This window comes from Rhodoplanes tepidamans (assembly GCF_030813915.1).
GTDB classification, from domain to species: Bacteria; Pseudomonadota; Alphaproteobacteria; order Rhizobiales; family Xanthobacteraceae; genus Rhodoplanes; species Rhodoplanes tepidamans.
On the sequence record NZ_JAUSUJ010000007.1, the window covers coordinates 152,231 to 166,470 of the forward strand.

Sequence of the window (14,240 nt, forward strand, 5' to 3'; positions counted from 1 at the left end):
CGAGAGGGTGCGATGGTTCGACGTGCACGGCCGGCCGGAAAGTCGCCCCGCGACAGCTCCACCCGCCCCGGATCCCGGCGCCGCCGCGCCGCCGGCGACCGGGCGCCCGACGACTCCTCCCACGACGACTCCGCGCACGAGCTCACGCCCGGCGCCCTCTCCGCGGAGGACGCGGACGAGGCCGCGTCGCCCGACCGCGCGGACCGTGACGCCTCGGGCCGCGATCCCGACGGCGTCGGCCGGGCCGACACCAAGACCGGCCTCTACGTGGTCGGCATCGGCGCCTCGGCCGGCGGGCTCGAGGCGCTGCGGCCGTTCGTCGCCGCGCTGCCGAACTCCTCCAATCTCTGCTTCGTCGTCGCCCAGCATCTCTCGCCGCAGCACCGCAGCATGATGGTCGAGCTGCTCGGCCGCGAGACCAGGATCCCGGTGCTCGGGATCAACAACGGCGTCACGGTGAAGCCGAACACCATCTACATCGCGCCGCCCAACAGCGACGTGTTCTACCGGGCCGGCAAGCTGGTGCTGCGCGCCCCGCTCGAGGCGGTCGGACCGAAGCCGTCGATCGACCACTTCTTCACCAGCCTGGCGGCCGGCCTCGGTCCGCGGGCGATCGCCATCGTGCTGTCGGGCACCGGCTCCGACGGCGCCAACGGGCTGCGCGCCGTCAAGGCGCACGGCGGCATCACGTTCGCCCAGGAGCCGGGCTCCGCCAAGTACGAGAGCATGCCGCGCGCCGCCATCACGATCGGCGGCGCCGACCTGGTGCTGCCGCCCAAGGAGATCGCCGGCAAGCTCGCCGTGATCGCCCAGGGCCACGACCTCAATCTCGGGCTCGCCGAGAAGAGCGACGGCGGCGGCACCTTCCAGACCATCATCCGCTACATCCGCCACCACACCGGCATCGACTTCGGCAAGTACAAGGAGGCGACGCTGCGCCGGCAGATCGCGCGGCGCATGTCGGCGCTGCAGATCGGCGCCCTCAAGGACTATGTCGGCTACATCGACCACCACCGCGACGAGCTCGACACCCTCGCCAAGAACTTCCTCATCTCGGTGACGTCGTTCTTCCGCGACAAGGAGTCATTCGCGGCGCTCGGCAAGATCCTCGACAAGATCGTCAAGGACAAGCGGCCCGGCGACACGCTGCGCGTCTGGGTGCCGGGCTGCGCCACCGGCGAGGAGGCCTACTCGATCGCGCTGCTGCTGGCGTCGAAGTCGCCGGCCCGCCTCGGCTCGCTGCGCGTGCAGATCTTCGGCACCGACATCGACGGCCTCGCCACCAGCCACGCCCGCCGCGGCGAGTACGCCGAGAGCAGCGTCGTCAATCTCGGCGCCGCCATGCTGCACAACCACTTCTCCAACAGCGGGCGGCTGTTCCGGATCGACAAGACGGTGCGCGACCTCGTCGTGTTCTCGCGCCACGACGTCGTGCAGGATCCGCCGTTCAAGAACATCGACCTGATCAGCTGCCGCAACATGCTGATCTACTTCAAGCCGGCCCTGCAGGAGCACATCTTCAAGATGTTCCACTACGCCCTGCGGCCGGGCGGATTCCTGTTCCTCGGCAAGTCGGAGTCGCTCGGCACCTGCAAGGGCATCTACACGACGGTCGACGCCCGCCACAAGCTGTTCCGCCGCCGCGACGTGCCGATCCGCCCCTACTACGTGCCGCGGGTCGAGGGCGCGCTGCCGATGCCGGACCTCGCCCACGCGGCGCGGCGGCCGGCCGAGCCGCCGGACCAGGACTTCGGCCGCATCGGCCGCGACCTGCTGGTCGATCGCTACGGCCCGCCCGGCATCCTGGTCTCGCACGACGGCGAGCCGCTGCACTTCTTCGGCGACGTCAGCCGCTTCGTGCGGATCGGCAGCGCCAGCGGCAAGGTCGACGTCAACCTGATGAGCATCATCGAGCCGTCGTTGCGTGGCGAGCTGCGCGTGCTGATGCATCGCTGCCAGCGCGACCACGCCTCGCATCACGGCCAGTTCCACACCGGCAAGGAGGGCGGCCGCAGCGTCCGCATGGCGGTCCACCCGGTCGACCGCCAGCACCACGACGAGCGCCTGTATCTCGTATGCTTCGAGGAGCGCGAGCCGCTGCCGCAGCACGGCCCGCGCTTCGCCCCCGAGCGCGTCGACGACGCCACCGTGCAGCAGATCGCCGCGCTCGAGCAGGAGCTGAAGGCGACCAAGGAGAACCTGCAGACCGTCGTCGAGGAGCTGGAGACCTCCAACGAGGAGCTGCAGTCGACCAACGAGGAGCTGCAGGCGTCGAACGAGGAGCTGCAGGCCTCCAACGAGGAGCTCGAGACCGCCAACGAGGAGCTGCAGGCGACCAACGAGGAGCTCACCACGGTCAACGACGAGCTGTCGGTGAAGACCGGCGACCTCGCCGAGGCGAACGGCGAGCTGGAAGGCATCATGGCCAACTCGGCCGAGGGGATCGTGCTGATCGACTCGACCCTCCACGTGGTGCGCAGCAACGAGCGCGCGGCCCGCATCCTGCGGATCACGGCCGATCTCGGCCGCCAGCATCTGCTCGACGTCGCCACCGCGATCGGCGTGCCGTCGATCCGCTCCGCCATCGAGACGGTGCTCAAGTCGGGCACGCCGCACGCCGAGGAGCTGCAGATCCAGGACCGGCTCTGCCTGATGCAGGTCTCGCCGCACCGGATCGACCGCCGCATCCGCGGCGCCATCCTGACGCTGTCCGACGTCACCGAGCTGCGCACCGCCCAGCGGGTCGCCGACGAGCAGGGCCGACGCGCCCGCATCCTGATCGAGACCTCGGCGGACGGGATCGTGATCGCCGACGAGCGCGGCCTGGTGCATGTCTGCAACCCGGCCGCCTCCGCCATGCTGGAGGTGAGCGAGGCCGCCATCCTGGGCCGGCCGGCCGGCGGCCTGTTCGTCACCGGCGACGCCAATGCCGAGCCGCTGGTCGCCCATCTGCTCGGCGCCGGCCGGGCGGAGCAGCCGCAGCGCTTCGAGATCGCCCTGTCCCGCCGCGGCACGGTCCGGCATTTCGACGTGGTCCTGAACGAGTTCACGCTGGCCGGCGACCTCTACCGCGCGGCGACGCTGCGCGAGATCACCGAGCTCTTCGAGACGCGCGAGTCGCTCGCCCGCGCCAAGAAGGCGGCCGAGCAGTCGAACCGCGCCAAGACCGACTTCCTCACCCGCATGAGCCACGAGCTGCGCACGCCGCTCAACGCCATCGTGGGCTTCTCGGACGCGATCCTGTCGGAGATCCACGGCCCGCTGCCGCACGAGCGCTATCTCTCCTACGTGAAGGACATCCACGTCTCCGGCGTGCACCTGCTCGGGCTGATCAACGACGTCTTCGACATCGCCAAGGTCGAGGCCGGCGTGCTGCGGCTGCACGACGCGCCGATGGACCTGGTCAAGCTGGTCTCCGGGGCGGTCAGCTTCGTCGGGCCGATGGCGGCCAAGGCCGGCGTCATGGTGGTGTTCGACTTCGAGGCCAGCGCCGTGTGCCTGCGGGCGGACGAGCTGCGGGTCCGCCAGGTGCTGCTCAACCTGCTCTCCAACGCCATCAAGTTCTCCCACCGCGGCGGCAAGATCCGCGTCACGGTGCGGCCGCGCCCGGACGGCGGGGTGATGGTGGAGGTCGCCGACCAGGGCATCGGCATCCCGCCGCAGACCATCGCCCGGATCGGCACCGAGCCGGTGACGTCGGGCTTCGTGCGCGGCGGCGAGCGCGAGGGCAGCGGCCTCGGCCTGCCGGTCAGCATCGCCCTGATGAAGGCGCTCGGCGGCGCCCTCGACATCGTCAGCACCCCCGGCAAGGGCACCACCGTGACGATGCGGCTTCCGGCCGACCGGGTGCTGCCGGTGGAGAGCCTGCAGCCGCCCGCCGAGCGGTCGCGCGCGGCCGGCCCGAACGGCGGCAACGGCGGGAACGGCGGGAACGGCGGCGTCATCTTCGGCACGGTTCAGGCCGCCGCGGACGCGCCGCCGGCGCAGGCCCCGGCACCGGACGATCCCGCGGCGGACGAGTCGGCGGGGGACGACCGGCCGCGGGCGGCCCGGGCGGCGACCGCCGCCCGCTCGCGCGGCCGCCGCAACGGGCGCCGCGGCGACGTCCCGGGCTGATCAGTTCGGCACGCCCGCATGGCCCGCCAGGCCGGGCTCGGGCGCGGCCGCCCGCAGCAGCGCATGGCGGTTCAGCAGCACGGCGAGCGCCCGCGCCGCGGTGAGAAGGCGGCGCCCGGCGGCGTCGCCGCCGACCCGCACGGCCGCCCGGTGCAGCCCGGCGACGTCGCCGGCGCGGGCCGCCTGCACCAGCCCGAGCAGATCGGCCTCGTCGCCCGAGACCCGCGCGCACGACGCCGGGAAGAAGGCGAAGCCGCCGCGCCGCTCGGCCCGCAGGGCCCGCACCAGGGCGCCGGCGCGGCCGACGAAGGACGGGCCGTCGACCGGGCCGAAGGCGTCGTCCGCATGCGCGCAGGCGGCCTCCCAGCAGTCGGCGCTCGCCGTCATGTAGCCGGCGCAGATGTAGCGCACCAGCGCCAGGGCGAGATGCTCGCCGGCGTCGCCGCACACGGCGCGGCAGTCGCGGCACTCGCCGCCGCCGCGGGCGAAGTCGAAGCGGATCGGCTCGCCGAGACCGTCAGCGGGCGGGATCGCCGTCTCGGGCTCGCAGCTCATGCCGGTCTCCCCTCGCCCGCCTCAGTGCAGCGTGCAGGACTGCGCCGCGCCGGCATGCGCCGCCATGGCGAGCACCGCGTCGACCGCGTCGCGCTGCGGCAGCACCAGGCCGGCGCGGAAGAACAGGGTCGCGAGGCCGCGGATCGGCGGCAGCGCGAAGCCGACGCCCTCGGCATCGAGCCAGGCGCCGAGCCGGGCCCGGGTCGCCGGAAGGTCGCCCTGCTGGGCGGCCGCCGCCGCGGCGACCAGGCGCAGCTCGTCGGCGGAGAGCTGCGGGCAGCGCCGGCAGCGCACCTCGAAGCGGCGCACCGCCATCCGGGCCGTGACCCGCAGCAGCGCGTCGAGCGACAGCGTGGCGTCCTCGACGCCGGCGCGCAGGAAGGTCGGCCGCAGCACCGCGACCGGGCAGCGGCCCTCCCGCATGGCGACCACCCAGGTGCGGCAGCCCCACACCACCAGCTGCTCGGGCCCGTCGAGCGCGGCGAAGCGGTCGAGCTCGGCGTCGTCCCGCGCCGCCCCCCAGGTCTCGGGCGACCGCATCACCGGCACTCCCCGGCGGGCGCGGCGCCCGCCGCCATTGCAGCGCCGGCGGCGCGGGCATTGCACCGGCCGGCCTCCTCGCGGACCTCGGGTGACAGGCGATCGAGCACGGACACCTCCTCGTCGAGACGATGTCCGCAAGTATTGTCGTCGCCCCTCCACTGTCGAGGGTGGAAGGATGCTTTTCGATCTATTGCAGGTTTACACGGGTTTTAAGGAGGAGCAGCGGAGAGACACCCGTCATTCCGGGGCGGCGCGCAACGCCGAACCCGGAATCCAGCCGCGCATGCAGAGATCGGGGCTGGATTCCGGGTTCGCGGGCTCCGCCCGCGCCCCGGAATGACATCCCCCTCACGCCGTCGCGCCGGAGCGGATCAGCTTGTAGACGATCGAGTCCATCAGGGCCTGGAACGAGGCGTCGATGATGTTGGGCGAGACGCCGACCGTGGTCCAGGTGTCGCCGGTGTCGGCATCGGTGCTCTCGATCAGCACGCGGGTGACGGCCTCGGTGCCGCCGTTGAGGATGCGCACCCGGTAGTCGGTCAGGCTCAGGCTGCGGATGTAGTCCTGGTAGCGGCCGAGATCCTTGCGCAGCGCGAGGTCGAGGGCGTGCACCGGGCCGATGCCCTCGGCCGCCGAGATCAGCGGCTCGTCGTCGCCGACCTTCACCTTGACGACCGCGACGGTCGCCGTGACCCGCTGGCCGAGCGCGTTGATGCGGTGCTCGACGTTCACGTCGAACTTGATCACCTCGACATAGTCCGGGACGGTGCCGAGCATGCGGCGCGCCAGCAGTTCGAACGAGGCCGGCGCCGACTCGTAGGCGTAGCCGATCGCCTCGCGCTCCTTCACCACGTCGAGCAGGCCGCCGATGCGCGGATCGTCCTTGTCGACCGTCAGCCCGACGCGGGCGAGCTCGGCCAGCACGTTGGAGCGGCCGCCCTGGTCGGAGACCAGCACGTCGCGCCGGTTGCCCACCGTCTCGGGACGGACGTGCTCGTAGGTCGCCGGATCCTTGAGGATCGCCGAGGCGTGGATGCCGGCCTTGGTCACGAAGGCGCTCGGCCCGACATAGGGCGCGTGCCGGTCGGGCGAGCGGTTGAGCATCTCGTCGAGCTTCCGCGACACCCGCGTGAGGCTCGCCAGTGCCGCGTCGGAGACGCCGACGTCGAACCTGTCGGCGAACTCGCGCTTGAGCCTGAGGGTCGGGATCAGCGACATCAGGTTGGCGTTGCCGCAGCGCTCGCCGAGCCCGTTGAGCGTGCCCTGGATCTGGCGCACCCCGGCCCGCACCGCGGCCAGCGAGTTGGCGACGCCGTGCTCCGTGTCGTTGTGGGCGTGGATGCCCAGCCGGTCCCCCGGCACCCGCTTCGTCACTTCAGCGACAATGCGCTCGATCTCGTTGGGCAGCGTGCCGCCGTTGGTGTCGCACAGCACCACCCAGCGGGCGCCCTCCCTGTAGGCCGTCTCGGCGCAGGCGAGCGCGTAGTCGGGATTGGCCTTGTAGCCGTCGAAGAAATGCTCGCAGTCGACCAGCACCTCGCGGCCGCGCGCCCGGGCGGCCTGCACGCTGTCGCGGATCGAGGCGAGGTTCTCCTCGAGCGTCGTCTCCAGCGCGACCCGGACGTGATAGTCCCACGACTTGGCGACGAAGCAGATCGCGTCGGCATGGGCGTCGAGCAGCATCGCGAGGCCGGGGTCGTTGGAGGCCGAGCGGCCCGGCCGCCGCGTCATGCCGAACGCCGTGAAGGTCGCCGCGATGCCGCGATCCTCGCCGAACAGCTCGGTGTCGGTCGGGTTGGCGCCCGGATAGCCGCCCTCGATGTAGTCGATCCCGAGCTCGGCCAGCATGCGGGCGATGACGAGCTTGTCGGCGAGCGTGAAGTCGACGCCGTTGGTCTGCGCGCCGTCGCGCAGGGTGGTATCGAACAGATAGAGGCGTTCCGTCATGGTCGTGTCCTGTCGCCTCCCCGGTCGCGCGGAGAGGTCGGAAAGCGCTTCCCCCGGACGTCGCGCGGGCGCACGACGCCGCAATCGATGGTCACCAGTAGTTCAGGTACTTGAGAACGAAGGCGACGCCGCCGGCGAGCACCAGAATCTTGATCAGGATGTAATAGAGCCAGTGGCGCGGGAACGGGGTGTCGGGGCGTTTCACGTCGGGGCCTTTCCGGCGAGCGCCTTTTCCAGGGTGGTGTTGGCGAGCCACTCGTCGCCGCGCAGCACGGTGTTGCGGCGCTGAGCGACATAGCCGCGCTTCTCGAAGAAGCCGCGGGCGTTGTCGCTGGCGTCGACCACGAGCTTCGCGGCGCCGCGCGCGCCGGCGAGCTTCTCCACGGCGTCGATCAGCATGCCGCCGGCGCCCATGCCGGCGACGCCCGGATGCACGTAGAGGAGATCGATGGTGTCGCCGCCGGCGAGCGTCACGAACCCGACCGGCGTGCCGTTGAGGGTGACGACCAGCGCCAGCGCCTCGGCGATGCGCGCGCCGAACGCCGCCTCGTCCTCGGCGGCCTGCATCCAGGCCGCCAGCTGGGCCTCGCTGTAGTCGTCGGCGGCGAGCTCCTCGATGCTGGCCCGGAAGATCTCGGCGAGCACCGGCGTGTCGGCCGGCAGCACCGGCCGCAGCCCGAGCTCCGGATGGGCGGTCGCCATCACGCGCCCTCCTCCCGGCCGGCGGCCGCCGACGCGCCGGCGACGCGCGCGGGCCGGCGCGGTGCCGCCGCCACCTCGGTCTCGACGATCGACAGCAGGCCGTCCAGGCTCGCCGCGACGTCCTCCGGGCGGAACAGCAGCACCCGGTAGCCGTGGCAGAAGAACCACTGGTCGCGCTCGGGATCGCGGCCGCCCGGCGTGTCGTCGACCTCGACCACCACGGGCACGGCGTCGCACGCGAACGCCACCCGGTACGGCCCGATCGTCACGCCGCGGCGGAACCTGGCGCTGCCGAACTTCTTCGTGCGCAGCACCCGCCACAGCCGGCGCTCGCCCTCCGTCATGTCGCGATCCCCGGCGTCGGTCATGCGAGAGCTCCCGAATGGCACGTCCTTGTCCGATGCGAGCGTCCGCGGCGAGCAGGGCGCGACCCTCTCCCCTCGCGGGAGAGGGTGCCCGAGCGAAGCTCGGGCGGGTGAGGGGGCGTGCCACGAGTTCCGAGCAAGAGGAGAGCCCCCTCACCTGGTTCCGCGCTTCGCGCGGACCCACCCTCTCCCACGAGGGGAGAGGGTTTCGGTGCGTGCGGCTCGCCATTGGGGCTCATCGCGTCACGCTCCACGTCGTGCCGTCCTTGGAGTCCTTCAGCACGATGCCCAGGGCCTGGAGCTCGTCGCGGATGCGGTCGGATTCGGCCCAGTTCTTCTCCTTGCGGGCGGCGATGCGGGCCGCCACCTTGGCGTCGATCTCGTCCGCCGGAATCGGCGGCGCCGGCGCATGCGCGGCCTCCCAGGCGGCGAGCGCCTCGGGGCGGAAGCCGAAGAAGGCGAGCGTGCCGGCCAGCGCCTTGCGGCCGGCGGCGTTCTTCAGCCCGTGCATGGCGGCGAGCGCCATCGGGGTGTTGAGGTCGTCGGCGAGCGCCTCCAGCACGGCCGGCGCCGGCCGCGGCTCGGCATCGGCCGAGGCCGCGTCGAAGAACGAGCCGAGCGCCTTGTGGGCCTCCTCGAGCCCCTTCAGGGTCCAGTTGATCGGCTGGCGATAATGCGTCGACAGCATCGCGAGCCGCGCCACGTCGCCCGGCCAGTCCTTCAGCACCTCGCGGATGGTGACGAAGTTGCCGAGCGACTTCGACATCTTCTCGCCTTCCACCTGCAGGAAGCCGTTGTGCATCCAGGTGCTCGCCATCACGCTCGTGCCGAAGGCGCAGCACGACTGGGCGATCTCGTTCTCGTGGTGCGGGAACACGAGGTCGATGCCGCCGCCGTGGATGTCGAAGGTCTCGCCGAGATGCTTCCAGCTCATCGCCGAGCACTCGATGTGCCAGCCCGGCCGGCCCTCGACCGCGATGCCGGCGGGCGACGGCCAGCCCGGCTCGCCGGGCTTCGACGGCTTCCACAGCACGAAGTCCATGGCGTCGCGCTTGTAGGGTGCGACGTCGACGCGGGCGCCGGCGATCATCTCGTCGAGCGGGCGCTTGGACAGCGCCCCGTAGCCCGGCATCGACGGCACCGAGAACAGCACGTGGTCCTCGGCCACATAGGCGTGGCCGGAGGCGACCAGCCTCTCGATGATGGCCCGCATCTCGGCGACGTGCTCGGTCGCCCGCGGCTCGACGGTCGGCGGCAGGCAGCCCAGCGCCGTCACGTCGGCCTTGAATTCGGCATAGGTCGTCTCGGTCAGCTCGCGGATGGTGATGCCGCGCTCCGCCGCCCGCGCGTTGATCTTGTCGTCCACGTCGGTGATGTTGCGGACATAGGTGACATGATCGGCGCCGTAGACGTGGCGCAGCAGCCGGAACAGCACGTCGAAGACGATGACGGGCCGGGCGTTGCCGATATGGGCGAAGTCGTAGACGGTCGGACCGCACACATACATGCGCACCCGCGCCGGATCGAGCGGCGCAAAGGTCCGCTTCTCGCGCGTGAGCGTGTCGTACAGCCTCAGTTCCATGACCTGTCCTCTGCCGGGCCGGCGGTCGGCCCCCGGCCGTCCCGCCCGCGAAATCCATGCGGCCGAATCACGTCGCGGGCCCGCGCTGGCCCGGCGTCTGTTTGTCTGGAAAGAGGACAAGACGGCCGTAGCCAGCGGGAGCCGCTAGCGAATAATCCCCCGGCAAATGCCGATCTGGGCGTGATGGCCGTTCATGGGGCGGCACCATGGTCGAGCCGGGGCGCCCCGTCAAGAGCCGCGAGAGGCGGCCGAAAGGCCTGCGGAACGTGCATGCCGGGCCCTGCCGGCCCGGCGCCTGCGCGGCCGGCACGCTTCGTGCTAGACCCGTTCCGTTGAACTCGATCCACTCTCCGCTCATGCCCGCGCGAGCGGGACTCCAGGGGCCACACGTCGAACCGCCCCCGGGTCCCCCGCCGTCGCGGGAACGAACGCGAGGTGGGACCGATTCACCGCCATCGGAAACCGCTCCAAGTGAGCCGCTCGAGTGGCCAGACCGAAGACCGCCCCGGACCGAGCCCGCACCCGAACCGACACCCCCGCGCCGATGACCGACAGACGCACCGTTCTCGCCATGCTGGCCGGCGCCGCCGGCGGTGGGGTGGCGATCGCCCTGATGGAGGTGTTCGCCGCCTTCGGCTCGTTCCCGCTGTTCGCGGTGCCGTTCGCGACCTCCATCGTGCTGGTGATGGGCTCGCCCGAGGCCGAGCCGGCGCAGCCGCGCGCCCTGGTCGGCGGCCACCTCGTCTCGACCCTGGTCGGGCTCCTGGTGCTGACCGCGGTCGGGCCGGGCCCGTGGGCGGCGGCCGTGGCGGTCGGCCTGTCGATCGTCGCCATGCAGCTCACCCGCACGTTCCACCCGCCGGCCGGCATCGACCCGCTGCTGGTGGTCGGCAACAACCTGTCCTGGACATATCTCGTGGCGCCGGTCGGGGCCGGCGCCGTGCTGCTCGCCCTGTTCGCCTGGGGCTGGCACCTCGCTGTGCGGCGCTACGCCTGGCCGCACCGCTGGTGGTGAGCGGTTCGCGCCCTCGCTCAGTACGGGCTCGCGGTCGGCCGCACGACGATCTCGCTGACGTCGACGTCGGCCGGCTGCGAGATCGCGAAGGCGATGGACCGGGCGACCGCGTCGGGGCCGATCGCCACCTTGCGAAAGTCCTTCATGACGCCGGCCGCCTCGGCGTCCGTGATGGTGTCGGCGAGCTCCGAGGTGACCACGCCGGGCGAGATCACGGTGACGCGCAGGTCGGTGTGCTCCTGGCGCAGGCCGTCCGAGATCGCCCACACGGCGTATTTGGTGGCGCAGTAGACGGCGGCGGTCGGCGACACCGCGTGCGCGCCGATCGAGGCGACGTTGACGATCTGCCCCGCGCCGCGCGCCGTCATGCCCGGCAGCACCGCCGCGATGCCGTTGAGCACGCCGCGGATGTTGACGTCGATCATGCGGTCCCACTCGTCGACCTTCAGGGCCGCGAGGCGCGACAGCGGCATCACGCCGGCATTGTTGATCCACACGTCGATCGGCCCGAACGCCGCCTCGGCGAAGCGCGCGAAGGCCGCCGTGTCGGCCCGGTCGGTGACGTCGAGGGCGCGGCAGCGCGCCTGCCCGCCGGCCGCGCCGATCTCGGCGACCAGCCGCTCCAGCCGGTCGGTGCGCCGGGCGCCGAGCACCAGCTTCGCCCCGCGGGCCGACAGCTCGCGCGCCGTCGCCTCGCCGATGCCGCTGCTCGCGCCGGTCAGAGCCACCACCTTGCCCGCGATGCCGTGGGTGCCGTCGTTCGCCATGGTCCGTCTCCTTCGCCGGGGCGGCCCCGTCGGCCGCCGGTGACGCGACGGTGCCGGAAACGGTCTCCGCGGCGGTAGACCGGGACTCCCCGGTTCTTGCACGATCCTCCGGACCGTCGGCCGGGACGATGGGCAGCCGGCGCGGTTCGGCATAGGCTGTCCATGCACGACCCCTCGATTACCGCTGGACATAGGAATGCAGGCACCCGCCCCCCTCGCCGCCGCGACCGGGTCCCTCGCCGGCCTGATTGACCGATACTCCGACGGGGACGGCATCCATCCGACCGCAGTGCCGCGCCTGGTGCTGATCCGCTCGTCGCGGCCGACCGAGCCGCTGCACGCCCTGCACGCGCCGGCCGTCTGCATCGTGGCGCAGGGCCGCAAGCAGGTGATCGTCGGCGACCGCGTGCTGCACTACGGGCCCGGCCGCTATCTCGCCGTCTCGGTGGAGGTGCCGATCGTCGGCCAGGTGACCGAGGCGTCGCCGGAGGCGCCCTATCTGTGCGTCCGGCTCGATCTCGATCCGGCGGCGCTCGGCGGGCTGATGCTCGACGCCGGGATCGCCGCGACGGCCGCCGCGCGCGCCGCGGGGCCGCCCGCCCCCGCCCTCGCCGTCTCGGCCGTCACGCCCGCGCTGATCGACGCCGCGGTGCGGCTGGTGCAACTCCTGGAGACCCCGGCCGAGATCCCGATCCTGGCGCCGCTCGTCGAGCGCGAGCTGCTCTACCGGCTGCTGCGCGGCGAGCAGGCCTCGGCGCTCGGCCAGATCGCCCATGGCGAGAGCCGGCTGCAGCAGGTCAACCGCGCCATCGGCTGGATCAAGCGGAATTTCCGCGAGCCGTTCCGCATCGAGCGGCTGGCCGAGGAGGCCCGCATGAGCCCCTCGACCCTGCACGAGCACTTCAAGGCCGTCACGGCGATGAGCCCGCTGCAGTACCAGAAGCAGCTCCGCCTGCAGGAGGCGCGGCGGCTGATCCTGTCGCAGGCGGCCGACGCGGCGAGTGCCGGCCACGCGGTCGGCTACGACAGCCCGTCGCAGTTCAGCCGCGAGTACCGGCGCCTGTTCGGCCTGCCGCCGCTGCGCGACGCCGCCCGCCTGCGCGATTCCGCGCTGCCGCTGCAGCCGCTGTGAGGCGGCGGCCCGGGGGCGAGCCGCCGTCCCTGCAATGCGCCGTCAGGTCAGCTTGCGGTGCCCGCTGCGCGGGCTGCCGTTCCGCGGTGCCGGCGGCACCGGCGGCAGCCAGTCCGGGGCCGGCTTGGCGGCCCGGTGCCGGGGCACCGCCGACGCGCCGCGATCGACCGGCCCCGACGGATGGCCGCCCGGCTACAGATCGGCGTCGAACGGTCGAATCCCTCTCCCGCCGTTGGAGCTGCTCGAAGATGCTGTCATAGAGCGCATCGGCGGCCACCTCGGTGCTGGTCCTGAGCTGTTCGCTCCGGGCGACAGCGAGACATTCACCACCTTCGTCAGGTCGACGAGCCGCATGTCGGAATTCTCGTAAGGTCCGCACGCGGTAGCGCAGGTTCTTCACGAGGCGGTTTCGTCCGGTCCGGCGATCCTCCCCTCATCCCAACGGCCCTGAACCTCGACCCGACATCCTGAGATGCTCGCCGCAGGCGAGCCTCGAAGGATGCGGCCCCGGCCGTCGCCCTTCGAGGCCGGGGCTTTTCCCGAGCACCTCAGCGTGACGGAGAGGGTCGAGGTCATGGGCCGGTGGTATCAGTTCCTCGCGTCGCAGGCGAAGGCGCGGATGACGCAGGTCTTGCCGCCATGGGCGTAGCACTGCTGCAGGGCGCGGTTCTGCGCCGCGGCGAGCCGGCTCCCGACCGCGTAGCCGTGCGCGCCGCACAGGTCCTTGGCGTCGACCGCGAAGGCGGTGCAGCCGCGCCGCACGGTCGCGACCACGCGGCAGTTCCGGCCGTGGCAGCGCTTCAGCGCGGCCCGCTCGGCCTCGGCGAGGGTCCTCAGGTCGTAGGCGTAGCCGTAGGCGCCGCAGGCCCCGATCGCGATGGCACCGGCGCCCTGTACGGCCCCGGCCGACAGGACGAGCGCCACGATCGCCGCCGCGCCGCGCAAGAAACGAGCCATGTCGCCCTCCCCCCACAGGATTTCGGCGACGGTAGGAAGCAATGGTTTCCACGAGGTGAAAATGTGGCTCCTGCGCGGCGCCGCCGCGGCCCGGCGGCGGCCGCGCAAAGCCGCGCCGCGCGGCCGCCCCGGGAGTTAACGCCGCCTTAACGGTTGCGACGGCATTTTAGCGAGGTGCCTTCCGCCGTGGGCATGCGTCCGCGGCGCGAGGTGCCGTCCTCCAGATGGATCGAGCACGCCGATGCGGCCCCTGTTCACGATCGCGTTCGTGGTGAGCCTTCTGGCCGGGCCTTCGGCCGCCCAGGCCGAGAAGCGGATCTTCATCCTCGCCAACAATCCCGACGCCTACGGCATCGACCATTGCCTCGCGACCGGCGCCCGCTGCGGCAACGCCATGGCGACGGCGCTGTGCCGCCAGCACGACTTCAAGCAGGCCGTCTCGTTCCGCAAGGTCGACCGCGACGAGATCACCGGCTCGGTGCCGGTGACCTCCGGCTGCCGCGGCGCCGCCTGCGAGGACTTCGTCGCCATCGAGTGCGCGCGCTGACGGCCGCGGCCG

12 protein-coding genes are annotated in these 14,240 nt (G+C 72.2%); 4 read left to right on the forward strand and 8 right to left on the reverse strand.

Annotated features, from left to right (window positions below):
- Positions 1-12: 12 nt before the first annotated feature.
- Positions 13-4,116 carry a chemotaxis protein CheB gene (locus J2S22_RS10725; protein ID WP_272778502.1) on the forward strand — a complete coding sequence of 1,368 codons (4,104 nt, stop codon included), beginning with the start codon at positions 13-15 and terminating at the stop codon, positions 4,114-4,116.
- Here J2S22_RS10725 and J2S22_RS10730 read toward each other — a convergent pair whose 3' ends face one another.
- The 6 genes from J2S22_RS10730 to cysS form a co-directional block, all read right to left on the reverse strand.
- A complete protein-coding gene (locus tag J2S22_RS10730) occupies positions 4,117-4,671 on the reverse strand; it encodes a hypothetical protein (RefSeq protein ID WP_272778503.1) in 555 nt (184 codons plus the stop codon).
- A gap of 21 nt (positions 4,672-4,692) precedes the next feature.
- Positions 4,693-5,211 carry a hypothetical protein gene (locus J2S22_RS10735; protein ID WP_272778504.1) on the reverse strand — a complete coding sequence of 173 codons (519 nt, stop codon included), beginning with the start codon at positions 5,209-5,211 and terminating at the stop codon, positions 4,693-4,695.
- 351 nt (positions 5,212-5,562) lie between these two features.
- On the reverse strand, positions 5,563-7,161 hold the full coding sequence (gene cimA, locus J2S22_RS10740; protein ID WP_272778505.1) for a citramalate synthase: 1,599 nt from the start codon (positions 7,159-7,161) through the stop codon (positions 5,563-5,565).
- Between the two features lie 201 nt (positions 7,162-7,362).
- A complete protein-coding gene (locus tag J2S22_RS10745; protein WP_272778506.1) occupies positions 7,363-7,863 on the reverse strand; it encodes a GNAT family N-acetyltransferase in 501 nt (166 codons plus the stop codon).
- Complete coding sequence (locus J2S22_RS10750; RefSeq protein ID WP_272778507.1) at positions 7,863-8,231, reverse strand: endonuclease domain-containing protein; 369 nt, start codon at positions 8,229-8,231, stop codon at positions 7,863-7,865. The genes J2S22_RS10745 and J2S22_RS10750 overlap by 1 nt, the downstream gene beginning before the upstream one ends.
- A gap of 232 nt (positions 8,232-8,463) precedes the next feature.
- Positions 8,464-9,810, reverse strand: coding sequence for a cysteine--tRNA ligase (cysS, locus tag J2S22_RS10755; RefSeq protein ID WP_272778508.1), 1,347 nt, complete (start codon positions 9,808-9,810; stop codon positions 8,464-8,466).
- A 544-nt stretch (positions 9,811-10,354) separates the two neighbouring features.
- Here cysS and J2S22_RS10760 point away from each other — a divergent pair.
- Positions 10,355-10,825, forward strand: coding sequence for an HPP family protein (locus tag J2S22_RS10760; RefSeq protein ID WP_272778509.1), 471 nt, complete (start codon positions 10,355-10,357; stop codon positions 10,823-10,825).
- Positions 10,826-10,842: 17 nt separating this feature from the next.
- On the opposite strand, the gene J2S22_RS10765 is transcribed toward J2S22_RS10760, so the two are convergent.
- Positions 10,843-11,592 (reverse strand): SDR family oxidoreductase, encoded by a 750-nt coding sequence (locus tag J2S22_RS10765; RefSeq protein WP_272778510.1) that lies wholly within the window; start codon positions 11,590-11,592, stop codon positions 10,843-10,845.
- 196 nt (positions 11,593-11,788) lie between these two features.
- Between J2S22_RS10765 and J2S22_RS10770 the strand changes: the two genes are divergently transcribed.
- Positions 11,789-12,724, forward strand: a complete 936-nt coding sequence (locus J2S22_RS10770; RefSeq protein WP_272778511.1) for an AraC family transcriptional regulator — start codon at positions 11,789-11,791, stop codon at positions 12,722-12,724.
- Positions 12,725-13,312: 588 nt separating this feature from the next.
- Here J2S22_RS10770 and J2S22_RS10775 read toward each other — a convergent pair.
- The gene (locus J2S22_RS10775) at positions 13,313-13,681 is read right to left on the reverse strand and encodes a DUF4189 domain-containing protein (protein ID WP_272778512.1); all 369 of its coding nucleotides are present in this window, start codon (positions 13,679-13,681) and stop codon (positions 13,313-13,315) included.
- A 241-nt stretch (positions 13,682-13,922) separates the two neighbouring features.
- Here J2S22_RS10775 and J2S22_RS10780 point away from each other — a divergent pair, with 241 nt between their 5' ends.
- Positions 13,923-14,228 (forward strand): hypothetical protein, encoded by a 306-nt coding sequence (locus tag J2S22_RS10780; RefSeq protein ID WP_272778513.1) that lies wholly within the window; start codon positions 13,923-13,925, stop codon positions 14,226-14,228.
- Positions 14,229-14,240: the final 12 nt, after the last annotated feature.